The following is a 23,054-nucleotide window of genomic DNA, read 5'->3' as shown; positions in this document are numbered from 1 at the left end:
TTTTCTTCGCACAACACCGTTGGGTGTCACCACCACAAAGCGAGTTTTACACTAGGCTGGGTCCTGTTCTGTTTCCATAGCATGAATCGAGGATTCTGTGACGCTTTCAGCTGAACTTCAAGCAAAAACTGTACGTAACTATCCCGAAGACTGGACCGACGTGGATACGCGGGCAGTTGATACGGCCCGAATCCTCGCGGCTGACGCCGTGGAAAACTGCGGCTCTGGGCACCCAGGCACCGCGATGTCGCTCGCCCCTCTTGCATATACGCTCTACCAGCGGGTGATGAATGTAGACCCCGCTGACCCACATTGGGCAGGGCGCGATCGCTTCGTATTGTCAAACGGCCACTCTTCCCTGACACAGTATGTTCAGCTCTACCTGGGGGGCATGGGACTTGAGCTCAAAGACCTCCAGCAGCTTCGTACCTGGGGTGCTAAGACTCCCGGCCACCCTGAGTACAACCACACGGACCACGTAGAGATTACAACTGGCCCACTCGGCCAGGGGTTGGCATCAGCAGTTGGTATGGCGATGGCTTCGCGCCGGGAACGTGGCCTGTTTGACCCTGAGGCTCCGGCTGGCGAATCGCCGTTCGATCATTTCATCTACGTCGTGGCTGGAGACGGTTGCCTTCAAGAAGGTGTCACTTCGGAGGCTTCATCTCTCGCAGGGACGCAGCAGCTCGGAAACCTGATTGTATTCTGGGATGACAACAGGATTTCGATCGAGGATGATACCCAGATCGCGTTCACTGAAGACGTTATGAAGCGCTACGAGGCCTACGGCTGGCAAACACTAACGGTTGAGTCCGGCGAGGACGTCGTCGCGATTGAGAAAGCGATCAAGGAAGCACAGTCCGACACCAATCGCCCAACGATCATTCAGGTAAAGACGGTCATCGGCTTCCCTGCTCCTACACTGCAAAACACGGGTGCAGTACACGGCGCAGCTCTCGGCGCGGAAGAAATCGCAGCTGTCAAAAACATTCTCGGCTTTGATCCGGAGATTCACTTCCCGGAGGAAGAGTCCGTTATCACCCATACTCGAAAGCTCCGGGACCGTGGTGCTGCGAAGCGTAAACAGTGGGACGAGACGTTTGCTGTTTGGGCTGAGGCCAACCCAGAGAAGAAGGCCCTGTTTGACCGATTGACGGCTCGAGAGCTCCCATCCAACTGGTCGCAGGACTTCCCAACTTGGGACGCTGACGAAAAGGGCCTTGCTACCCGTAAGGCTTCTGAAGCAGTAATCCAGGCTGCGGCTGCGGCCCTTCCAGAGCTTTGGGGTGGCTCCGCAGACCTTGCAGGCTCCAATAACACCCTTATCAAGGGGGCTGCATCGTTCGGGCCTCAGGCGATTTCTACCGATATGTTCAGCGCTGAGCCGTACGGTCGCAATTTGCACTTCGGCATCCGCGAACATGCCATGGGCGCGATCATGAACGGCATTGCACTGCACGGCAACACACGAGTTTACGGCGGTACGTTCCTGATTTTCTCCGAGTATCTCTACCCGGCAATTCGCGTCGCAGCACTTTCAGGTATCGACGGCTACTACGTCTTCACGCACGACTCGATCGGCCTGGGCGAAGACGGTCCGACCCACCAGCCGGTTGAAACGCTCACTGCGCTTCGAGCCATCCCGGATATGGCGGTGATCCGACCGGCCGACGCGAATGAAACGTCTGCTGCGTGGAAGTCTGCGCTGGAGGCTAAGCCGATGCCGAAGGCACTGGCGCTTTCCCGTCAGAACCTCCCTGTGCTTGAGGGCACAAAGGAAAAGGCATTCGAAGGTGTTGCTCGCGGTGCGTACGTACTCGTGGACTCCTCTACCCCGACGCCTGATTTGATTCTGATGGCTTCTGGCTCGGAAGTGCAGCTTGCTGTTGAGGCTGCGAAGTCCTTGGAAGCCGAAGGTATCGGAACTCGAGTTGTCTCGGTGCCTTGCATGGAGTGGTTTACGCAGCAATCGCCGGAGTACATTGAATCGGTACTTCCTGCAGAGGTTCGAGCAAGGGTCTCTGTCGAGGCCGGTCTGTCCATGCCATGGCATCGTTTTGTAGGCGACGCCGGTCAGTGTGTTTCCTTGGAGCACTTTGGTGCCTCCGCACCAGGTCCAGAGCTCTTCGAGCGGTTCGGCTTTACAGCAGACAACGTTGCAGCAGCCGGACGCGCGTCTGTAGCAGCGGTGCAGCGATAGTTGAAGAGTTGTCCTGGTCAAGCCCTCCCCTAGCTTGGCCAGGCCCATTTTTTAGAAAGGAATCTGAGCATGAACACAGTTGAAAGGCTTCGGGAGCTCGGCACGTCCACTTGGCTGGATGATCTCTCTCGCCAGCGCATCGCCACTGGCAATCTAGAAGCAGTCAAACGTGAGAAGTCGGTCGTTGGCGTGACAACCAACCCTGCAATTTTTGCTTCAGCAATGTCGACTGGAAGCGCGTACGACGAGCAAATCCAACAGTTGAGAGCGTCAGGTGCCAGCCCCGACGAGGCGGTTTACGTGATGAGCATTGACGACGTCCGCGACGCGTGCGACATCTTCCAGGACATCTACGATGCGACCGACGGCCTTGATGGTCGCGTTTCCATCGAGGTTGACCCCCGCTATGCTCACGACGAAGCGAAGACGATCGCTCAAGCGAAAGAGCTGTGGGCACGCGTGGGTAAACCGAATGCAATGATCAAGATTCCAGCCACAGACGCCTCGTTGCCAGCAGTCACAGCAGCACTGGCAGCTGGTATTTCAGTGAATGTCACGCTGATCTTCTCTGTGGAGCGCTACCGCGAGGTCATTCGCGCGTACAAGGAAGGTATTCGGCAGGCTGCAGCCAACGGCCACGATGTCTCAACCATTCATTCTGTTGCCTCATTCTTCGTGTCTCGCATGGACACCGAAGTCGATGCTCGCCTTGAGCAAATTGCTACTTCTGAAGCACTTGCGTTGCGAGGCAAAGCAGGCGTGGCAAACGCTCAACTGGCATACCGCTTGTTCCTTGAGGAATTTTCTTCGTTGGATGACCTTCCAGCTGGTGCCAACGTTCAACGCCCGCTGTGGGCCTCGACTGGTGTAAAGAACCCTGAGTACCCTGCCACGTTGTATGTGTCTGAGCTGGCTGGCCCAAACACGGTCAACACCATGCCGGAATCAACTATCGACGCCACCCTGGCTAGCGACAGTCTTCACGGCGATACTTTGTCTGCCAGTGCTGACGACGCGCAGAAGACGTTTGACGCTATCACCGCTGCAGGAATCGACTTGTCTGATGTCGTGCGAGTCCTCGAGCAGGAGGGCGTCGATAAGTTTGTTGATGCGTGGCAAGAATTGCTAAATTCCATGTCGGAAAAGCTGCAATAAAAAGGAGTACATGTGAGTGACGAGAGCACGCATTGGGTGAACCCGCTTCGGTCCCCCGAGGATAAGCGGCTTCCCCGCATTGCGGGTCCGTCTGGGATGGTGATCTTCGGTGTAACTGGAGATCTAGCTCGGAAAAAGCTCCTGCCGGCAATTTACGACCTCGCGAACCGGGGTCTCCTCCCACCGGGCTTTGCTCTCGTCGGGTTTGGGCGTCGAAACTGGTCTAAACAAGATTTTGAGGACTATGTGCGTGAAGCCGTTGAAGCATCTTCCCGCACCGCGTTTAATACGAACGTTTGGGACCGGCTCGCAGAAGGTATGCAGTTCGTCTCGGGCTCGTTTAATGACGACGCCGCGTTCGACGCCCTAGCCAATACACTGCGCTCGACCGATGAAACACGGGGGACGAACGGAAACTGGGCCTTTTACCTTTCTGTGCCGCCCGAGCACTTTTCGAGCGTTGTCCACCAGCTGGACCGCAGTGGAATGGCACAGCCTCAAGATCACGGCTGGCGCCGAGTGATCATCGAGAAGCCATTCGGGCATGATCTGGAATCCGCCAAAGAGCTAAACCGAGTAGTGAATTCAGTGTTCCCTGAGCGATCCGTATTCCGAATCGATCACTATCTCGGCAAAGAAACCGTGCAGAACATTATGGCTCTGCGTTTCGCAAACCAGATGTTTGAACCAGTGTGGAATTCGCACTACATCGACCACGTACAAATCACGATGGCTGAAGATATTGGGCTCGGCGGCCGCGCAGGCTATTACGACGGTATTGGTGCAGCACGAGACGTCATCCAAAACCACCTGATTCAGCTGCTCGCCTTGATCGCTATGGAGGAGCCGACGTCGTTCTCCCCGGGGCGTCTTCGTGCGGAGAAACTCAAGGTCCTCCGCGCTACGACTCCCGTCGAGCCGTTCGATGAGACGACCGCACGCGGCCAATACGTAGCGGGCTGGCAAGGTTCTGAACGCGTAATCGGGCTCCGGGAGGAGTCCGGGTTTGACCCCAACTCTGCAACCGAAACCTATGCGGCCTGTACGTTAGAGATAAACTCGCGTCGCTGGGCAGGTGTTCCTTTCTACCTTCGCACTGGTAAGCGCCTCGGGCGTCGAGTGACTGAGATTGCCCTGGTCTTTAAGCGTCCTCCGTACCAGCCGTTCGAAGACGATCAGACAAAACTACTTACGAACAATGCAGTCGTTATCCGCGTGCAGCCGGACGAAGGCGTGCTGATGCGCTTTGGTTCCAAGGTGCCTGGAACTGCATTTGAAGTTAGGGATGTCAACATGGATTTCTCGTACGCGGAGGCATTTACGGAACAGTCTCCCGAAGCATACGAGCGGCTCATCCTCGATGCACTACTCGACGAATCTAGCTTGTTTCCAACCAATGCGGAAGTCGAGCGGAGCTGGGAAATCCTCGATCCAATTCTCAACTACTGGGAGTCGCACGGACATCCAGATGAATATCGTGCGGGCACTTGGGGGCCCGCATCAGCAGACGCGATGCTGGCCAAGGACGGCCGCCAATGGCGTCGTCCATAATGTGTGCAAACAACGAACGTGAGGCTTAATCCTTGATTGTCACTCTTCCCGACACGACCACCCGCGATGTGTCCACAGCGCTCCTAGAGGCTCGTGAAAATTACTCGTTGGCGACTGGGCGCGTGCTCACACTCTTGGTCGCTGCACATGCCGAGGATGATGTCGATTCTATTCTGGAGACGGTCCGGAACGCGACCATGGAGCACCCGGCTCGAGTTCTCGTCTTGTTGCTCGACTGCCAGAGCGAGCAAACCTGGATGGATGCAGAGGTAATCGTCGCGGCGGACGCTGGCGCCTCTGAGATGGTTGTCATGACTCTCCACGGTGAACTTACCCAGCATCTTGACGCGGTGGTCACCCCGCTGTTGCTGCCCGATACCCCTATCGTTGCTTGGTGGCCCACAACTGTGCCAGATGTTCCTGCAGAAGCAGAGCTGGGTAATATCGCGCACCGCAGAATCACGAATGCGTGGCGCACTATGGGGGCAGAATGCATAGAGCAGCTGGCTAAGGCGTACGTCCCAGGTGATTCGGACATGATGTGGTCTAAAATCACGCCATGGCGCGGCGTTGTCGCCTCAGCTTTCGACCGCTATAAACAGCAACCACGCCGGATCTTGCTCAGCGGTATTACCGAGCATCCAAGCGTACAAATCGCAGCCTCTTGGCTCGATGCCTGCTTTGGCGTTGAGGTAACCGTGCAAAACGTAGCAGGCGCCGACGCCATTCCTGGCTCCCCAATCCAACACCTATCGCTGGACTGCGAACAAGGCTCTGTGCAGGTACAAATTGTTGATGAGCACACCGTGCGAGTTTCCGTACCGGGATACCCTGATGCGTTTGTTGCACTGAGTGCACGCTCGGACGCAGAATGCCTCGCTGAGGAGCTACGCCACCTCGATCCTGACGCCATGTATGCTCGGGCTTTGTTACATAACCTCCCTTAACTTCGCACCGAAAGAGGGTCGACGGATGTCCAATACAGTCAAGACCAACATCTTTACAAACCTCGAACAGCTTATCGACGTCTCCACCTCCGCATTCCAAACGTTGATTTCAGAGATCCACAGCTCCCCTACCGGTGGCGTAAACGGCGACGGAACCGCACGTGTTGTGCTTACTGGCGGAACAGCCGGAATCCGGTTCCTTGAATCGCTTGTTTCATCAGATATCGACTGGTCCAGGGTGAAGCTATTCTTTGGCGACGAGCGCAACGTAGCCGTCAGCCATCCTGATTCGAATGAAGGCCAGGCCCGGGCAGCGTTGCTCGATCATATAGATATCCCAGAAGGAAACATTTTCGGGTATGGGTTGGACGGAGGGACGATGGAGCCCGCTGTCACTCGTTATGAAGCGCACCTGAAAGTTGAGGCGCCTGAGGGGTTCGACCTCCACCTACTGGGAATGGGCGGTGAAGGCCACATTAATTCGCTATTCCCACATACGCCTGCTGTGAGAGAGGACGCCGCTCTGGTTGTTGCTGTGACGGATTCGCCAAAACCACCTGCGGAACGTGTTTCGTTGACACTACCTGCTGTTTGGAAAGCACAAAAGGTCTGGCTTCTTGTTTCTGGTGCAGAGAAGGCAGAAGCTGCGTCCGCAGTTGCAAACCGGGCAGAGTATCTTGACTGGCCAGCGGCCGGTGCTGTCGGCAAGGAAGAAACGATCTTGTGGGTCACCGAAGACGCGGCACCACGTTAGATTCCCGCAGATTCGGATTTTTGACCAACGAAAAGGCCCGCCGGAAGCTTATTGCTCCAGGCGGGCCTTTTGCTAGCGGCTAGGCAGCAAAAGTCTGAATTAGATTCAGGCCCACGATGCATACAAGCCAGATGAGCGTAATGATAACCGTGTAACGGTCGAGGTTCTTCTCCACGATAGTGGAGCCGGACAGGTTAGCCTGCACGCCACCACCGAACAGGCTCGAAAGCCCGCCTCCCTTGCCTTTGTGAAGCAGCACGAACACTGTCATCAAGACCGCAGCGATTACGAGCACGATCTCAAGAGCCAACGTCATGGTGGTAAATCCTCACTATAAAACCTACATTGATGTAACTCGGACCAGACTACACGAAGTCACCGAATGGTGTTATTCGACGCGCTCTGGTCCGAGCGACATATCTTGCAAATCTACTGTACTGCCTGGGCAGCCGCAGCAGCCAATTTCGCGAAATCCTGGCCGTCAAGAGACGCACCTCCGACAAGACCACCGTCAACATCAGGCTGAGCGATGATCTCACCGACAGTTTCCGTCTTTACGGATCCGCCGTACAAAATACGGATGCCATCAGCAACCGCATCACCGGCCAAGTCACGGATCAGGCCGCGAATAGCCTGGCACACTTCCTGCGCATCGGAGGCAGAGGCAACCTTGCCAGTGCCGATAGCCCATACCGGCTCATATGCAATGACGGTCTTCTCCAACTCCTCGTTGCTCAAACCGTCCAGGGATTTCTTCGTCTGCTCTACGACGTAGTCGACATGGGTGCCTTGTTCGCGAATGTCTAGCGGCTCACCGACACACACGATTGGGTTCATGCCGTGCTCAAGTGCCTTCTTTGCCTTGCGGGAAACTAGCTCATCGTCCTCACCGTGGTACTCACGGCGTTCTGAGTGGCCGACAACTACCCACGTGCAGCCAAGCTTCTCCAGCATTGTGGCCGAAACTTCACCAGTGTAGGCACCAGCATCGTGCGCTGACACGTCCTGTGCACCATATGTGATCTGCAGCTTGTCGCCTTCAACGAGAGTCTGGATAGAACGAAGGTCGGTAAACGGCACGGTCAATGCAACGTCCACGAACTCATAGCCGTCCTTCGGGAAAGCGAACGCGAGTTTCTGGGCCGAAGCGATTGCTTCGAGATGGTCGTGGTTCATCTTCCAGTTACCAGCAATCAGTGGTTTGCGAGACATATTCATACTCCTTTTCAACAACGACTACTGTCCAAGTACAGCAACGCCGGGCAGCTCTTTGCCCTCGATCAGCTCGAGCGATGCGCCACCGCCCGTAGAGATGTGGGAGAACCCAGCCTCATCGAGGCCCAGAATGCGAACAGATGCTGCGGAATCGCCGCCACCGACCACCGTGAAGGACCCGTTGTCCTTCGTAGCAGCGATCATTGCTTCAGCAACGGCTTTTGTGCCAGAGGCGAACGCTGGAAACTCGAAGACGCCCATTGGCCCGTTCCAGAACACGGTCTTCGAGCTCTTCAGCGCCTCACCATAACGCGCGGCAGTCTTCGGGCCAATGTCGAGAGACATCCAGCCTTCCGGAATAGCGTCGGCCGCGACGGTCTGCTTCTCTGCATCCTTTGCAAACTCAGACGCTGCGATCAGGTCCTCAGGCAATAGCAGCTTGTCGCCGAAACGGCCGATGAGGTCCTTGCAGGTCTCAATCATGTCTTCCTGCAACAAAGAGTTTTGAACGTTGTAGCCCTGTGCAGCCAGGAAGGTGTAGCACATGCCGCCACCGATAATTACCTTGTCAGCCTTCGCCGCAAGTGCCTCGATGACTCCCAACTTGTCGGAAACCTTCGAACCGCCAAGCACAACAACGTATGGATGATCTGGAGCATCCTTCACCTTGCTCAGAGTCTTGACTTCCTTCTCGACGAGGTAACCAGCGTAGGCAGGAAGCTTCTTAGCAACGTCGTAGACGGAGGTTTGTGCGCGGTGTACTACACCGAAACCGTCAGAAACAAACGCGCCGTTGTCCGCAGCTAGTGCTACAAGCTCAGCTGCGAACTCAGTGCGCTCAGCCTCGTCCTTCGAGGTCTCGCGTGGGTCAAAGCGTACATTCTCGAGAAGCAGAATCTCGCCACCGGTAAGCCCATTTGCCCGCTCATGTGCATCCTCACCAGAAACATCACCGGCGAGCGCTACGAACTGACCTAGGCGCTCACTTAGGGCTTCAGCCACTGGCTTCAAGGAGAACTTAGGGTTCACTTCCCCCTTTGGGCGGCCGAGGTGAGCCATGACAATGACTTTCGCGCCACCTTCCAAGAGCGCCTTCAAAGTTGGCAGTGATGCGTCGATACGACCAGCATCGGTAATATTGCCGTCCTCATCAAGCGGAACGTTGAAGTCAGAACGGACCAGGATGTGGCGATCTTCGACGCCTTCATCCAGAAGCTGTTGCAGCGTTTTCATTGTCATGGGACTCTCCTCAGTTGACTGTTGTTTGCAGTAGTTTTCTTTTCAAACAGTAGCGAAAGAAATGGCCCGAAGTGTGCGTACTGCACACCCGGGCCGTTCTAGGTCTTATGCCAAGTTATCCGCGACGTGCTTCGTCATGCGGACGAACTGAGAGGTGTAGGACCACTCGTTGTCGTACCAAGCAATCAGCTTGACCAGGTTGCCGTCGATGACGCGGGTCATCCCAGCATCGAAGATGGAACCATGGGTGTTGCCGATGATGTCGGAGGAAACGATTGGATCCTCGGTGTACTCAAGCGCCTTGCCAAACTCTGGGTCCTGAGCAGCCTTCTTGATTGCTGCGTTCACCTCATCAACGGTGACGTCCTTGTTCAGCTCGACGGTCAGGTCGGTTGCGGAACCGGTGATCGTTGGCACGCGCATTGCGAAGCCATCCAGCTTGCCCTCAAGTGCAGGCAGAACCAGGGCAACTGCCTTAGCAGCACCCGTCGTGGTTGGGACGATGTTCTGAGCTGCTGCACGGGCACGACGCAGGTCCTTGTGAGGTGCGTCCTGAATGCGCTGGTCGCCAGTGTAAGCGTGAATGGTGGTCATCAGACCGGACTTGATGCCGAACTGCTCTTCCAGAATCTTCGCGACTGGTGCAAGGGAGTTCGTGGTGCAAGATGCAGCGGAGATAATCTGCTGATCATTGCTGTAGTCGGTGTGGTTGACGCCCCAGACGTAGGTGCCATCGACGTTCTTACCCGGTGCGGAGATGATGACCTTCTTAGCGCCAGCCTCGATGTGAGCCTTTGCGTCATTGCCATCGGTGAAGCGGCCGGTGCAGTCAAGGACGATGTCGACGTTTGCGTCGCCCCATGCGAGCTTGGATGGGTCCTTCTCTTCGGTAACCTCGATGCGGTGACCATCAACGGTGATGGAGGACTCGTCGTACTCAACGTCGCGGCCGAGCTGGCCATACGCTGTGTCGTACTTGACAAGGTGGGCCAAAGTCTTGTTGTCGGTCAGGTCATTAATCTTCACGACCTCAAGGTCGCTCGAGTACTGATCCAGGATGATGCGGAATGCCGAGCGGCCGATACGACCAAAGCCATTAATGCCAATACGAATAGTCACAGTCTTTACTCCTCTATGTCGGAAATTGTTGAGACTTGCTGATGGGCCGGTACCAATCTCTTTCCGTTCTCGGTGAGCTCCTTGGTTCAGCCCGTTGCTCATCAGTTTAGCGAGAGATTTCAACATGTGCATGGCCACGATGCCGCAAGAGACGCCCTAAAGGTGCATCACCAAAGAGACGGCGAAACCGGGGGTATCGTCTCATAATTTCACCAAGCATGAATGTCTGTTTACCGCCAAAGCCACACCTAATGCGACTCAAACAACGACAAAGGTAATCTCTTTTACCCCCGCGGGGCGTATCTGGCGAAGCTGCTTGTGCGCTATCCCCCGGAATTGTGATGTTGCACACAGGGCGGTCTGGGAGCGCCCCAGAACGCTCTATGTTGCCTTCGTGTCTTTACCGCGAGTGTTCGCTATACCGAGCTCAGCAGCCCGCTTGTCAGCAAGGGACAACAGCCGACGAATTCGCCCAGCGACCGCATCCTTCGTCATCTGTGGGTCAGCCAACCGGCCAAGTTCTTCAAGCGAGGCTTGCCGGTGCTCAACACGCAGGTATCCGGCTTCGGCGAGATGCTCAGGCACATCGTCGCCGAGGATCTCCATCGCACGTTCCACACGCTGAGCGGCGACCGTCGCAGCATGTACGCTTCTGCGGGTGTTGGCGTCGTCAAAAGTTGCCAACCGTTGACCGCCACGCATCTGCGCTTGCTTCTCCCGAAGTTTTGCGTCCCACTCCAGGCGAGCAAGAGGCGCACCCATTCGACTGAGAAGCACCCCTATCGCCTCCGCATCACGGACATGTACACGCTCAACACCGCGAGTCTCCCGCATTCTGATGTGGCACCCAAGACGACGCGCTAACCCCACTAGGGCAAGCCCAGCCTCCTCGCATGGGCACTCGACCTCTAAAGCGGCAGTTCGGCCCGGCTCTGTGAGCGCTCCCCTAGCGAGGAACGCACCCCGCCACGCGGCTTCAACTTCAGCAATTTCTCCCGAAACGATTTGCGGGGGCATACCTACCACGAGATGACCAGACTGCGTCCGAAGATTTAGACGCCGATACAGCGCTTCAACACCAGTATCTAGACGTACTTCGTATTTCGTTTCCTTTGTCGCCGAGCCAGGTGAAACCACGGCGAACTTTGGTGAGCTCATGAAAAGAGTTTCAAGAATCAGGATTAAGCGACGTGCCACCGCCTCTTCCGCGAAATCCGCAATCATAGTTACCCCGTGGATTGAGGCGTCAAGTTTTCCTGCAAACCGAACTAACGCGGATGCCTCGGCGGCCGCGGCAGACTTCGCTCCTATTGGAGTTCGAAGCAGCTCTTCTTTGGTTTTGGCGGTCAGCGACACCGAGTGATCCTTTCTACAAAAACATCGGTGGATTAGTGTAGCGCACGTTATGCGTGAAAATCACGAACGAGAGATAGCAGCTCATGTGCAAGCTTGCGTGGATCATGCCGGTTTGTGTTGCGGTACTGATCATCAACTTCATGAATATCTCGGAACAATACAGTTGCACCCACGCGATCCGCGGCTCGCCCGAGATGAACGCGTTCGCCCTCCGTCGGGCTAATTGAGTTATCAGCCAGGAACACATCAACATGCAGGTTCGGAGCGTGCTGCTCGAAGACATGAATATGGCGTTCCGTGCTAAATCCCGGTGTCTCTCCTGCCTCCGGAGAAAGATTCAGCACTACAACTACCAACGCGGACGTCTCATTCAACGCGCGGACAATGTCCGGAACGAGTAGATGCGGAATCACCGACGAAAACCACGATCCAGGCCCGATTGTCACCACTTCTGCGTCCATGATCGCCTGCACTGCTTCGTCGGTTGCGGGAGGATTGTGGGGCAAAAGGCGGACGCGTCGCACAGTTCCGGGTGTGGTGGCAACGGCAACTTGACCGCGAACAGAACGCAAAACACGGGGGTCGTCGTCTAACCCCGCGACATCGGCCTCAATGTCGAGAGGCATAGGACTCATAGGAACAACCCTGCCCTGTGCGCCTGTCCATGAGCCGATGACGTCCAACGCTTGCTGAATATCGCCGAGTTCCTCGCTTAGTCCGGCAAGGAGCAGATTGCCAACTGCGTGCCCTGCCATCGCTCCATTTCCGCCAAATCGGTGTTGTAATGTATCTCTCCACAGAGCGCCATCTTCGTCATCCGCGGTCAGGGCTGAGAGCGCCATCCGCAGGTCACCAGGCGGAATGATATCCATCTCACGGCGTAGCCGACCGGATGAGCCTCCGTCGTCAGCAACTGTTACCACGGCGTGGATGGCTCGAGCCTCAGCCGCCCGCGCCGCCAATAGTGTTTGGTATAAACCGTGCCCTCCCCCAAGGCAAGTAAATGCAGGTCCCATAATTTAATCAGTGCTTCTTTCCAACGATAAAGAGCAGCTAGTTGCGTTCCAAGTCACGGTGCAAGACGTTGACGTCCACGTCATCGGACTCCCGAAGCCTGCGTACAATCTCCTCCGAAATTGCGACTGACCGGTGGTGCCCGCCAGTACAGCCGATCCCAACAGTGATAAAGTCCTTACCTTCATGACGGTAGCCCTTGAGCATATCCTTCAGCATTGTCAAGAAGTTATCGACGAATGCCTTCGCTCCAGGCTGCGACAGAACATAGTCTGCGACTGGTGCATCGATACCTCGAAACTCCCGAAGCTCGGGGATCCAAAACGGATTTGGCAAAAACCGTACGTCCAACACTAAATCCGCATCACGAGGGGTCCCGTGTTTAAACCCAAACGACTCCACGGTGACGTGCTGTTTCGGTGCAGAGAGGTCGCCAACAGAGGCCTCAATCGACCGACGCAGGTCGTGAACTGAGAGGTGTGTCGTATCAATAATGAGATCTGCACGCTCCCGAACCGGGGCGATCTCCTTTCGCTCCCGTTCGATCCCCTCTTTCAGCGTGTCATTGCCCTGCAACGGGTGCGTACGTCGCACACTGTCGAATCGGCGGATAAGGACTTCATCGCGGGCGTCGAGAAATAAGATGAACGGAGATAGGCCTTTTGCCTCAATCGCCTCAATCGTCTCCATTAACGAGCCATTGAACATCCTGGCACGTACATCAGTGACTACAGCGAGATGGTCAACGGGGGAATCGTCCGCAGTTGACATCTCGACAAGATCGAGAATGAGCTGCGGAGGCAGATTCTGGGAAACGAAGTATCCCTTATCTTCAAAAACTTTCGCGGCAGTCGACAAACCACCACCAGAAAGCCCGGTGATTATCACAGGGCGACGAGATTCGGATGCAGGTAATAAAGGCGAAGTCATAGGCCCATACTAGCTAGGCTTCGATGTCCTTGTGTAGGTGCTTGTAAATCGTCTCTGCCAACTTCGGCCCGACCCCCGCTACCTCCTGCAATTGCTCAAGCGAAGCCTTGCGAATCTGTTTGACACTGCCGAAATGCTTCACCAGTTCTTTTCGCCGAGCAGGCCCCAGCCCCGGTACGTTGTCCAGTACTGATGCTCTCATCCGTTTCGAACGCTGCTGTCTGTGATAGGTGATCGCGAAGCGGTGAGCCTCGTCTCGTATCTGTTGCAGCAGGTACATACCCTCGCAGTTTCTGGGCAAAATGATTGGTTCATCGTCATCGGCAACCCAGATTTCTTCTAGTCGCTTTGCCAGCCCGATGAGCTGTACATCCACGATACCAAGCTCATCGAATACCGCCTGTGCTGCGTTTACCTGTGGTTTTCCGCCGTCGACGATAAACAATTGTGGTGGATAGGCAAATCGTTGATTGCCGGTGGAAGCAACCTCACTCGCCTCCTCCGCAAACATCATCTTGCTTACTTCTTCGTCGGGATTGGCGAGTTTGTCCTCGTGGTAGCGCTTAAACCTCCGTCGAGTGACCTCAGCTATCGATCCAACATCATCGGAGCGCCCATCGCCGGCTGCTTCTTTAATTTGGTATCGCCGGTAATCGTTCTTCTTCGGCAGACCATCTTCAAACACAACCAGCGACGCCACAACGTCTGTGCCCTGAATATGAGAAATGTCGGTGCACTCAATTCGTAACGGAGCTTCATCCATGCCAAGCGCCGACTGAATATCCTGCAATGCCTGTGAACGGGCAGTGAGATCGCCTACGCGTTTCAGCTTGTGCTGATGGAGTGCTTCAGCGGCATTGCGGTGGACTGTCTCCAGCAACGCTGCTTTGTCGCCACGTTGCGGCACGCGGATGTCAACCTGCGCACCTCGAAGCTGTGTCAATAGCGTAGAGACGTCGGCCAACTCTTCTGGAAGTTCCGCAACAAGGATTTCACGCGGCACCGGAATACTCGGCACCGCTTCGCGATGCGATTGCTTATCGACGCCCCTTCGTCGGAATTGCTCTGTAATCTGTAGGTCTTCTTTTCGCTCCTGGGCGTCACGCTCAACGGCATCTGAGTAGTACTGAACCAGAAAGTCCTGCATCAGTGTGGGAACTGCAGGGTCCTTTTCCCCCTCTTCTAACCGGTCCAAACTGCCGGGTTCGTCGCCGGTCTTCTCAACGACCCAGCCTCGCTGGGCACGAATGCGACCACCACGAACGTTAAAGATTTGCACAGCTGCTTCCAGCTCATCGCTGTCGATAGCAATGATGTCAGCATCCGTATCGCTGCTGAGCACTACGGCTTGGCGCTCCATCACTTTGTCCAGTGCGCCAAGGTCATCGCGAAGACGCGCTGCCTTTTCAAACTCGAGTTCTTCTGCCGCAGTAGCCATTTGCTGCTTGAGGGATCTGACAACGTGCTCTGTTCGTCCGCCCATAAACGAGAGGAACCCGGCAACAATCTCGTCATATTCCTGTTGATCAACACGTTGTACGCACGGTGCCGAACACTTATCGATGTAGCCCAACAGGCATGGTCTCCCGAGCGACTCATGTCGATTAAACACACCGTTCGAACAGGTACGAATCGGAAACACTCTCGTCAATAGATCAAGCGTTTCGCGTACGGCCCACGCGTGCGAGAACGGCCCAAAGTAGCGGACACCTTTTCGTTTCGGCCCCCGGTAGAAGAATGCCCGGGGGTAGCGCTCTTTCACGCTCACAGCGAGCATGGGATACGTCTTGTCATCCCGGTACATGACGTTGAACCAGGGATCGAATTTCTTGATCCACGTGTACTCAAGCTGCAGCGCCTCAACTTCGCTCGCTACAACCGTCCACTCCACGGAGCTGGCGGTAAATACCATCTGGCGCGTTCGCGGATGGAGCTGCGCCGGTGGCTGGAAATAGTTGCTGAGTCGAGCTCGCAGGTTCTTCGCCTTACCGACGTAGACGACGCGACCATGAGGGTCGCGAAACTTATAAACACCTGGGTCGGTGGGGATCGTCCCTGGAGCCGGACGGTAGGAAGTGGGATCAGCCAAAACGCTCCGCGCTCCCTATTCTGACGGCATGTACTTAGCTTCGAGCTCGCGGAACTCCGCAACTGCATGCAACGCTAGCTCTTTATCTGCAGCCTGAATCGCCCACAGTGGAACGTATTCAAAGTTCGGAAGCTCTAGCCTGGCCATTCGGGCGCCCTTTGGGAACGAAAGCCCATAGATAACTAGCCAGGGGTAAAATCGCGTCCCGATAATGTTGGCTACCTCGACACCATCCTCATTGACCTGGACGCACGGCCGCGTCAACACGAGCCAGGTCAGAATCGAGAGGATGATACCGACTCCAACGAAAGCAAACTTGTCGAGCCACGTAATTGTGAGGCCCGAAAATTCCACGTCAACGACGGCGGCCATGAAGATGTGCACGGCCATCAGCACAAGTATGCATACAGCTGCGACTTTCTTCAGAAATGGGGACCGAATCGTCAGCTCCCACGGCTTAGTCGAGATCGAAGCGTGTGGGTCTAGTGCGTTGAGGTATGCAAGCTCCGCTTCATCAATCTTGCGTGCAACCGACTGTTCTTCGCTCACTACTCTTTACTCCTCGCTGCCGTAGCACACGCTACGTTCTTTCAGTTATGAATGTTTCTTCGGGGTTGCTCGGACTTTTTCAAGCTCGATGAGGGCACCGATTGCTGCCTGCACGGCTTCCGCGCCCTTGTCTTCCTTCGCGTCCTCTCCACCAGCACGCTCGTAGGCCTGGTCTTCTTCTTCGACGGTGAGTACTCCGTTTCCGACGGGCGTTGATTCGTCGAGTGCGATGCGGGTCAACCCTGCGGTCACCGAGTCACAAACGTACTCAAAGTGCGCCGTCTCACCTCGAATTACGCACCCTAGCGCTACGACAGCGTCGTAGCGCTGAGCACAGGCCTGCACCACAACCGGCAATTCTAACGCGCCAGCGACGGTAAATTCCGCATACTTAGCACCCATTTCTCGGGCAGTCGAGATCGCCCGGTCCCGGAGACGCTCCACGATTTTCTGGTTCCACAGTGTCGAAACAATGGCGACTGTATAGCCCTCGCCACTTATCGTCTGCGCATCAGGTGCACCGACACTTGCCATCTAATCGTCCTCCTGCTCAGTCCACGAAGCAGCCAACGGGAGATCATGCCCCATGCGCAACTGCTTGGTTCGTAAATACCGGATGTTCTCGTGAGTAGGCACAATTTCGATTCGAGCCCGCTCTTTCACGATCGGACCGAAGCCGCTGAGCGCTTCCACCTTTTCCGGATTATTGGATAACAGTGTAAGCGAAATGATACCAAGGTCTTTCAAAATCTGTCCGGCAACCGAATACTCGCGGGCATCGACGGGCAGCCCCTGCTCAAGGTTGGCATCAACGGTGTCAAGGCCCTGGTCTTGCAGGCGATAGGCCTCGAGCTTGGCGAGGAGACCGATACCGCGACCTTCGTGCCCGCGAACATACACGAGCACACCACAACCCTTTTCTTGAATCCGACGCATCGACTCGTGGAGCTGCGGACCACAGTCGCACCGCTTCGACGCAAAGGCATCCCCCGTCAAGCACTCGGAGTGAACCCGCACAAGTACATCGTCACAGTTCGCGACGTCCCCGACTACCAATGCGATGTGCTCGGAACCATCGATGCGATTGCGATAACCGTACGCGGCAAACGTACCGAACTCGGTCGGCAACTTGGTTTCGACAGTGCGCTCGACTGTCATCTCATGGCGGCGTCGATAAGCAATAAGCTGCTCGATGGAGATCATCTTGAGACCGTGCCGGTCGCTGAACTTGCGCAGTTCATCAAACCGCGCCATATCCGTCGGATCCTCCTCGGACACAATTTCGCAGAGCACACCGCACGGAGTAAGTCCTGCCAAGCGCGCGAGATCGATTGAGGCCTCGGTATGTCCATCCCGCGTGAGCACCCCTCCCTTGCGTGCGCGCAGAGGCACGATATGGCCCGGACGAGTGAAGTCGTGCGGCCCGTACTTCGTATCGACGAGGCGTCGAATAGTCTCAGCTCTCGATGTTGCGGAAATACCTGTCGATCCTGTCGCTGCATCGACAGTGACCGTATAGGCGGTACCTCGTGCATCTTCGTTGTGCGCCACCATCGGTGGCAACTGCAGTTCATCTGCGCGCTCGTCCTCGAGCGGGACGCAAATGTATCCGGAGGTGTATCGCACCATAAACGCTACGAGCTCTGGGGTTGCGAACTCGGCGGCGAAGATGAGGTCCCCCTCGTTCTCCCTATCCTCGTTGTCAACAACAACGACTGCTTCACCGCGAGCAATAGCTGCTACTGCATCTTCGACGGTGTCTAGCTGCGAATTACGTCCAACGGAGTCCTGAGGAGCATTCATGGAACCCAATGTTAGTGCCTCACCATGTTCTCAACGTATTTGGCAATGATATCGACTTCGATGTTGACCGAATCACCTGATTTCCATGAGCCTGCGGTTGTCGCCTGTAGGGTCGCAGGGATGAGCGAAACTTCAAACCAACCATCTCCTACTGCAGAGACGGTCAACGAGATCCCGCTGATCGTGATAGAGCCCTTTTCCACCACGTACTTTCGTACTTTTTCAGGGAGCGAAAACCGCAGTACGTCCCAGTGCTCACCAGGCGAGCGATGTTGAAGTGTCGCCACTGCATCGACGTGCCCCTGCACAATGTGACCACCAAGTCGGTCTCCCACTGCTAGTGCGCGCTCAAGATTGACCAGGGTTGCTTCCTTGTATTCACCGATACGGGAACGACGCAAAGTTTCAAGCATGACGTCTGCAGTAAAAGAATTTTCTGTGGCCTCAACTACTGTGAGACACACCCCGTCGACAGCAATCGAGTCTCCAAGTTCCACTCCTGCAAGTACGGTCTCTGCGCCGATACGGATCCGAACTGCGTCGTCGAGTGGCTCGATTGACGCCACCGAACCAACTTCCTCAACCAGTCCTGTAAACACTATGCAGTCTCCATTTCTATCAATACGTCCTCGCCAAGTTGGTGCACGTCGCAGATCTTAAATTCGAATGCGTCGCCTATCGTACGCGCCAGTGCAGCGTCCAGCACCGAGCGACCTTGGCCTAGCAGTTTTGGCGCAATATATGCTTGCACCCGGTCGACAACACCGCGGGTAAAGAAGCTGCTGAGGAGATTCGCTCCACCCTCAACAAGTACGTCACGGCAGCCAAGTTCCCAAAGTTCTGCGCATGCTGCCTCAGGGGTCGGATACTGCAAAAAGCCTAGCTCGCGTAAGTTTCCTTCGGGCACTTCTCTCGTGCCGATTACAACGCGGCGAGGCTGGTGCGGATACAGGCTTCCATCCGGTCTACGCGCGGTGAGCGAAGGATTGTCAGTGATCGCGGTTCCGGTCCCAACGATGATGGCGTCGCGTTGAGCGCGGTCACGGTGCACGAACTGGCGCGCCTCAGGTCCGGTAATCCACTTGCTGGAGCCGTCAATCGCTGCGGTGAACCCATCCAACGTCATCGCAAACTTCGCGGTCACGCTGACCCGATTGTGGCGTATGGAGGAAATCCAAGGCTGAAGGGCTTCAACGCGGTAAGGCTCGAAGCGGACGTCGATACCCGCGGCTTCAAGCCGCTGAGCACCGCCTGTAGCGAGAGGATTCGGGTCAGCCGTGAGATACACAACCTTGGCAACACCCGCAGAAATCAGTGCCTCTGTGCACGGGCCAGTTCGTCCAGTGTGGTTACACGGCTCCAACGTGACAACGGCTGTAGCGCCTTCTGCACGAGCTCCTGCCTTACGAAGTGCTTGAACCTCCGCATGTGGCCCGCCGACGGGGGCCGTCGCACCGGTAGCGACTAGAACTCCGTCTGGGCTATACAACGCACATCCAACTGGTGGATTGGGACTCGTAGTCCCGCGGACTGCATCCCCTGCTGCGATAGCTGCTTCGATCACGCGACGCCAGCCGCTTCCTTTGCCATCCGACGCAGCGTATCTACTGCCTCAGCGGGATTATCTGCGCCGAATACTGCGGATCCAGCCACGAAGGCGTCCACACCGGCCTCGGCCGCCTGAGCAATTGTGGAGTTGGCGATGCCACCATCGATCCCAATTACCGTGGACAAGCCAGCAGCGCGAATGCGGTCACGCAGGGTAAACACCTTCGAGAGCACTTCCGGCATGAACTTCTGTCCGCCAAAACCGGGCTCCACACTCATCACGAGCACTTCCTCGAAATGCTCAAGATCGTCGAGGTATGGCTCGATTGGTGTGCCCGGTTTAATAGCAAATCCCGCCTGCACGCCTAATTCACGGCACTGGTTCGCAGCAGCGACGTGGTCATTCGTTGCCTCGACGTGGAAAATCATTCGATCACCACCAGCGTTGGCATAGGTCTCGAACCACCGCTCCGGTTTCTCGATCATGAGGTGCATGTCGAGAAACTGGTCGGTCACCCCGTTGACAGCTTTCGTCACATCCGGACCGAAGGAAAGGTTCGGCACAAAATGACCGTCCATGATGTCTACGTGGAGCATGTCGGCGTTCGGAACTTTCTCAACATCTTCACCGAGAGCTGCATAGTTCGCGGCAAGGATGGACGGCGCAATATAAATCATGTCTCTACCCTAGTGTTTTCTTGCGAAGAACTGCGAAGAACATCGCGTCAGTTCCGTGGCGGTGTGGCCACATCTGCACACTACGATGTGGTCCGACGTTTTCCATTGGCGCAACAAGTTGCTGTGCGTCACACTCCTCGACTTTGCCTGTGGCCAGCACAGCGTCAACGATGCCTCTGGTCTCCCGAATATCTGGCGAACATGTCGAGTACACGATTACGCCACCAGGTTTTGTCGCAGTAATGGCTGTGTTGAGCAGCCTGAGCTGTAGCTGGGTGAGCGAAGCGATATCTGACTCGTGCTTCGTCCAGCGTGCTTCAGGCCGACGCCTCAACGATCCGAGGCCGGAACAGGGGGCGTCGACAAGCACTCGGTCGTATCCAGACTCGAGCTCAATGGTTGTCGCGTCCCCTGTGCGAACACTGACCGGCAAACCTTTCGTCGCCTTCTGCACAAGCTCCGCACGGTGAGGCGCAACCTCGACTGCATCAACGCGTGCACCATCAATTGCCGCCAAGGAACCGATGAATGCAGCCTTGCCACCCGGGCCTGCGCAGAGGTCCAACCAGCGTCCCTGGTCGTCAGCGACGGTCGCTTGGACAAGTGCCCGTGCTATCAACTGAGAGCCTTCGTCTTGTACCGCTGCGAAACCATCACGTACCGGCTGCAGCTCACCTGGGTTCCCCTCAGGCAAATACACGGCATACGGGGAGTACTTGCCAATGTCGCCACCAGTGATGAGTGCCAACTCCTCCGCGGAGATCTCGCCGGGCCGTGCGACAAGATGCACGATGGGACGCTCCGAGTCAGCTTCGAGGGCCTCGGCCAGCTCCGGATCATCTGCTTCAACCCCTAACGCCGTTGCAAAAGAACGAGCAATCCAAACAGGATGCGCGTGCTCGAACGCGATGCGCTCCAGTGGCTCATTGGGCTTGCAGGTGTCTATCCAGTGCTTCGAGGGTTGCCGACTCATCGTTCGCAGCACCGCATTAACAAAACCTTTCGCGCCCTGTTTCCCAGCGCCGATAACCAAGCGCACAGAAGTATCAACCGCGGCATGCTGCCCGACTCTGGTGTACAGCAACTGGTAAGCGCCTAATCGCAGAGCTGCGCGTACCTCAGCATCGAGATCAGCAATAGCGCGGCTCGAGCACTCCTGAAGAACTGCATCAATCACTCCGAGCGATCGCAGTGCTCCATACGTCAGCTCCGTGGCAAATGCAGCATCCTTGCCGCGCACCTTGTGTTCACGGAGTATTCCTGGCAAGACCAAGTTCGCGAACGCCCCGTCTATGTCGACGCGCATCAGCGTCGACCACGCTGCCTCACGAGCAGGGTCACCAATATCAACCTTTGGCGCTTGCTGGTTGGTTCGCTTTTGCGCAACCTTCGCCGTCTTCTTGCTTACCGCGGCAGGCTTACGACGCCCCGCAGACCGGGATCGGAACCCTCCGCTCATACAAACTTCACCCCTGCCTCAATAGTCTCGGTTGCGAGCCCGCGCCCCCACGCATCTGCAGCCATACGCTTCTTCCCAGGCGGTTGTATCTCTTGCAAGATCACATCGACTGTCCCAGTCCCAACTCGCACCCGATTCTTTTCGACGGCCACTTCGCCCGCGCCAAGCGTATCCGAGTCACCAATCGACACCGGCCCGATTTTGACACGCTGCTCACCGAGCATTGTCCACGCACCAGGTCCTGGCGTGTATGCGCGGATCGTACGATCAACTACTTCGGCGTCACAATCCCACTGAATCCGAGCATCCTTGCTCTGAATTTTCGGGGCATATGTGCCATCCACGGGCTGGGGTTCCGGTACTATGCTGCCACTGGCGAGACCATCCATCGTGGCAACAAGCAAGTCAGCACCCTTGTACGCAAGCCTGGTCAAGAGATCGTCCGCGGTATCGGTAGGCAAAATCGCTTCCTCAAACGTAGCCAGAACTGGACCTGTATCGAGTCCCTCATCGATGCGGAATGTCGTGGCACCGGTCGTCGTCAATCCCGACAAGATTGCAGCCTGGACTGGAGCCGCTCCCCGGAGCTCAGGCAAAAGCGAGAAGTGGAGGTTCACCCACCCGTGCTGAGGCAAGTCGAGCAGCTCAGGCGGAACAAGGTTGCCGTACGCTACGACGGGAATCGCATCTGGAGCAATCGCACGTAGACGTTCGACGATTTCTGCATTACCACGCAATGTCTTCGGCTCAAGTACTTCAATGCCATGCTCAAGCGCAACTTTCTTAACGGGCGACGGGTGAAGCGTCCGCCCCCTCCCCTTCGGCGCGTCAGGGCGCGTGAGCACCGCAACTACTTCATGCTCTGAATGAAGCAACGCCTCCAGCGCCACGACTGCAGGTTCTGGCGTCCCAGCAAACACAATACGCATTACCGTTCCTTCCACCACGTTGATGTTCGAACTTGTGACATAGCTTGTTTCTTTTCTTCCGCAGACAGACGCTCCAAGAACACAACGCCGTCAAGGTGGTCAGTCTCGTGCTGAATGCACCGCGCGAGGAGTCCTGTTCCCAGGATCGACAACGGATGTCCCTCTGCGTCGACACCGTTGCAGACTACGGAGCGATATCGCTCCACATCGGCCCTAACACCGGGAATGGACAGACACCCTTCAGTACCCAGCTGACTATCCCCAGAAAGCGGCGACCACGACGGGTTCACAATGTGTCCCCGAAGCCCCTGGCAATCGAAGACGAACACCCTCTGGCTGTGGCCAATCTGATTTGCAGCCAAGCCAACACCACCTGCGTTATCCATTGTGTCGAACATGTCATTGACCAGCGTGCGAATCCGAGCGCCAAACTCAGTAACCTCTTGAGCTACTTCATTGAGCACAGGATCCCCGAGCAATCGAAGCCTGCGAACTGTCATGGATCGATAGTCTACCCAC

The 23,054-nt window shown here is 56.2% G+C and carries 22 protein-coding genes; 5 read left to right on the top strand and 17 right to left on the bottom strand.

Features of this window, described 5'->3' with window-relative positions:
* The first annotated feature begins 97 nt into the window (after positions 1-97).
* From tkt to pgl, 5 genes are all read left to right on the top strand, one after another.
* Entirely contained in the window at positions 98-2,200 is a 2,103-nt protein-coding gene (tkt, locus tag QP802_RS01750; RefSeq protein ID WP_284817483.1) for a transketolase, read from the top strand.
* 69 nt (positions 2,201-2,269) lie between these two features.
* Positions 2,270-3,355, top strand: a complete 1,086-nt coding sequence (gene tal, locus QP802_RS01745; RefSeq protein WP_256008155.1) for a transaldolase — start codon at positions 2,270-2,272, stop codon at positions 3,353-3,355.
* Between the two features lie 12 nt (positions 3,356-3,367).
* Positions 3,368-4,906, top strand: coding sequence for a glucose-6-phosphate dehydrogenase (gene zwf, locus QP802_RS01740; protein ID WP_070362428.1), 1,539 nt, complete (start codon positions 3,368-3,370; stop codon positions 4,904-4,906).
* 32 nt (positions 4,907-4,938) lie between these two features.
* On the top strand, positions 4,939-5,853 hold the full coding sequence (locus tag QP802_RS01735) for a glucose-6-phosphate dehydrogenase assembly protein OpcA (protein WP_070362427.1): 915 nt from the start codon (positions 4,939-4,941) through the stop codon (positions 5,851-5,853).
* 25 nt (positions 5,854-5,878) lie between these two features.
* Entirely contained in the window at positions 5,879-6,607 is a 729-nt protein-coding gene (gene pgl, locus QP802_RS01730) for a 6-phosphogluconolactonase (RefSeq protein WP_284804680.1), read from the top strand.
* 79 nt (positions 6,608-6,686) lie between these two features.
* Here the strand turns inward: pgl and secG are convergent, their stop codons facing one another.
* From secG to def, 17 genes are all read right to left on the bottom strand, one after another.
* Positions 6,687-6,923 (bottom strand): preprotein translocase subunit SecG, encoded by a 237-nt coding sequence (secG, locus tag QP802_RS01725; protein WP_070362425.1) that lies wholly within the window; start codon positions 6,921-6,923, stop codon positions 6,687-6,689.
* Positions 6,924-7,036: 113 nt separating this feature from the next.
* Positions 7,037-7,819 (bottom strand): triose-phosphate isomerase, encoded by a 783-nt coding sequence (gene tpiA / locus QP802_RS01720; RefSeq protein ID WP_070976872.1) that lies wholly within the window; start codon positions 7,817-7,819, stop codon positions 7,037-7,039.
* 24 nt (positions 7,820-7,843) lie between these two features.
* Positions 7,844-9,061 carry a phosphoglycerate kinase gene (locus tag QP802_RS01715; protein ID WP_070362423.1) on the bottom strand — a complete coding sequence of 406 codons (1,218 nt, stop codon included), beginning with the start codon at positions 9,059-9,061 and terminating at the stop codon, positions 7,844-7,846.
* A 105-nt stretch (positions 9,062-9,166) separates the two neighbouring features.
* The gene (gene gap / locus QP802_RS01710) at positions 9,167-10,180 is read right to left on the bottom strand and encodes a type I glyceraldehyde-3-phosphate dehydrogenase (RefSeq protein ID WP_070976869.1); all 1,014 of its coding nucleotides are present in this window, start codon (positions 10,178-10,180) and stop codon (positions 9,167-9,169) included.
* 381 nt (positions 10,181-10,561) lie between these two features.
* Positions 10,562-11,536 (bottom strand): DNA-binding protein WhiA, encoded by a 975-nt coding sequence (gene whiA / locus QP802_RS01705; RefSeq protein ID WP_284817482.1) that lies wholly within the window; start codon positions 11,534-11,536, stop codon positions 10,562-10,564.
* 47 nt (positions 11,537-11,583) lie between these two features.
* The gene (locus tag QP802_RS01700; protein WP_070976866.1) at positions 11,584-12,552 is read right to left on the bottom strand and encodes a gluconeogenesis factor YvcK family protein; all 969 of its coding nucleotides are present in this window, start codon (positions 12,550-12,552) and stop codon (positions 11,584-11,586) included.
* A 37-nt stretch (positions 12,553-12,589) separates the two neighbouring features.
* Positions 12,590-13,480 carry an RNase adapter RapZ gene (gene rapZ, locus QP802_RS01695; RefSeq protein WP_070477070.1) on the bottom strand — a complete coding sequence of 297 codons (891 nt, stop codon included), beginning with the start codon at positions 13,478-13,480 and terminating at the stop codon, positions 12,590-12,592.
* Between the two features lie 13 nt (positions 13,481-13,493).
* Positions 13,494-15,569, bottom strand: a complete 2,076-nt coding sequence (uvrC, locus tag QP802_RS01690; protein ID WP_070976861.1) for an excinuclease ABC subunit UvrC — start codon at positions 15,567-15,569, stop codon at positions 13,494-13,496.
* A 15-nt stretch (positions 15,570-15,584) separates the two neighbouring features.
* A complete protein-coding gene (locus tag QP802_RS01685; RefSeq protein WP_284817481.1) occupies positions 15,585-16,118 on the bottom strand; it encodes a PH domain-containing protein in 534 nt (177 codons plus the stop codon).
* A gap of 45 nt (positions 16,119-16,163) precedes the next feature.
* Complete coding sequence (gene ribH / locus QP802_RS01680) at positions 16,164-16,652, bottom strand: 6,7-dimethyl-8-ribityllumazine synthase (RefSeq protein WP_070362416.1); 489 nt, start codon at positions 16,650-16,652, stop codon at positions 16,164-16,166.
* Positions 16,653-17,921 carry a bifunctional 3,4-dihydroxy-2-butanone-4-phosphate synthase/GTP cyclohydrolase II gene (locus QP802_RS01675; protein WP_284817480.1) on the bottom strand — a complete coding sequence of 423 codons (1,269 nt, stop codon included), beginning with the start codon at positions 17,919-17,921 and terminating at the stop codon, positions 16,653-16,655. It abuts the gene before it with no gap.
* An 11-nt stretch (positions 17,922-17,932) separates the two neighbouring features.
* Complete coding sequence (locus QP802_RS01670) at positions 17,933-18,520, bottom strand: riboflavin synthase (protein WP_070362415.1); 588 nt, start codon at positions 18,518-18,520, stop codon at positions 17,933-17,935.
* The gene (gene ribD / locus QP802_RS01665; protein ID WP_143000882.1) at positions 18,520-19,482 is read right to left on the bottom strand and encodes a bifunctional diaminohydroxyphosphoribosylaminopyrimidine deaminase/5-amino-6-(5-phosphoribosylamino)uracil reductase RibD; all 963 of its coding nucleotides are present in this window, start codon (positions 19,480-19,482) and stop codon (positions 18,520-18,522) included. The genes QP802_RS01670 and ribD overlap by 1 nt, the downstream gene beginning before the upstream one ends.
* The gene (gene rpe, locus QP802_RS01660) at positions 19,482-20,147 is read right to left on the bottom strand and encodes a ribulose-phosphate 3-epimerase (protein WP_284817479.1); all 666 of its coding nucleotides are present in this window, start codon (positions 20,145-20,147) and stop codon (positions 19,482-19,484) included. Before rpe ends, ribD begins: the two co-directional genes overlap by 1 nt.
* 4 nt (positions 20,148-20,151) lie before the next feature.
* Complete coding sequence (locus QP802_RS01655; protein WP_284817478.1) at positions 20,152-21,606, bottom strand: RsmB/NOP family class I SAM-dependent RNA methyltransferase; 1,455 nt, start codon at positions 21,604-21,606, stop codon at positions 20,152-20,154.
* A complete protein-coding gene (gene fmt, locus QP802_RS01650) occupies positions 21,603-22,535 on the bottom strand; it encodes a methionyl-tRNA formyltransferase (RefSeq protein WP_070362411.1) in 933 nt (310 codons plus the stop codon). Before fmt ends, QP802_RS01655 begins: the two co-directional genes overlap by 4 nt.
* Positions 22,535-23,035 (bottom strand): peptide deformylase, encoded by a 501-nt coding sequence (gene def, locus QP802_RS01645; protein WP_070477062.1) that lies wholly within the window; start codon positions 23,033-23,035, stop codon positions 22,535-22,537. Before def ends, fmt begins: the two co-directional genes overlap by 1 nt.
* Positions 23,036-23,054 lie beyond the last annotated feature (19 nt).

Origin of the sequence: Corynebacterium sp. UMB10119B (assembly GCF_030228125.1) — a bacterium.
Classification (GTDB): Bacteria; Actinomycetota; Actinomycetes; order Mycobacteriales; family Mycobacteriaceae; genus Corynebacterium; species Corynebacterium pseudogenitalium.
The sequence above is the reverse complement of the archived record's forward strand: the minus strand, read 5'-3'. Positions and strand labels throughout refer to the sequence as shown.

What these genes read in the sequence shown, in the direction of transcription:
- tal (WP_256008155.1), top strand. Translation starts at nt 2,270, where the DNA reads ATGAACACAGTTGAAAGGCTTCGGGAGCTCGGCACGTCCACTTGGCTG.
- pgl (WP_284804680.1), top strand. Translation starts at nt 5,879, where the DNA reads ATGTCCAATACAGTCAAGACCAACATCTTTACAAACCTCGAACAGCTT.
- secG (WP_070362425.1), bottom strand. Translation starts at nt 6,923, where the DNA reads ATGACGTTGGCTCTTGAGATCGTGCTCGTAATCGCTGCGGTCTTGATG.
- tpiA (WP_070976872.1), bottom strand. Translation starts at nt 7,819, where the DNA reads ATGTCTCGCAAACCACTGATTGCTGGTAACTGGAAGATGAACCACGAC.
- QP802_RS01715 (WP_070362423.1), bottom strand. Translation starts at nt 9,061, where the DNA reads ATGACAATGAAAACGCTGCAACAGCTTCTGGATGAAGGCGTCGAAGAT.
- QP802_RS01700 (WP_070976866.1), bottom strand. Translation starts at nt 12,552, where the DNA reads ATGGGACCTGCATTTACTTGCCTTGGGGGAGGGCACGGTTTATACCAA.
- rapZ (WP_070477070.1), bottom strand. Translation starts at nt 13,480, where the DNA reads ATGACTTCGCCTTTATTACCTGCATCCGAATCTCGTCGCCCTGTGATA.
- ribH (WP_070362416.1), bottom strand. Translation starts at nt 16,652, where the DNA reads ATGGCAAGTGTCGGTGCACCTGATGCGCAGACGATAAGTGGCGAGGGC.
- QP802_RS01675 (WP_284817480.1), bottom strand. Translation starts at nt 17,921, where the DNA reads ATGAATGCTCCTCAGGACTCCGTTGGACGTAATTCGCAGCTAGACACC.
- rpe (WP_284817479.1), bottom strand. Translation starts at nt 20,147, where the DNA reads ATGATTTATATTGCGCCGTCCATCCTTGCCGCGAACTATGCAGCTCTC.
- QP802_RS01655 (WP_284817478.1), bottom strand. Translation starts at nt 21,606, where the DNA reads ATGAGCGGAGGGTTCCGATCCCGGTCTGCGGGGCGTCGTAAGCCTGCC.
- fmt (WP_070362411.1), bottom strand. Translation starts at nt 22,535, where the DNA reads ATGCGTATTGTGTTTGCTGGGACGCCAGAACCTGCAGTCGTGGCGCTG.
- def (WP_070477062.1), bottom strand. Translation starts at nt 23,035, where the DNA reads ATGACAGTTCGCAGGCTTCGATTGCTCGGGGATCCTGTGCTCAATGAA.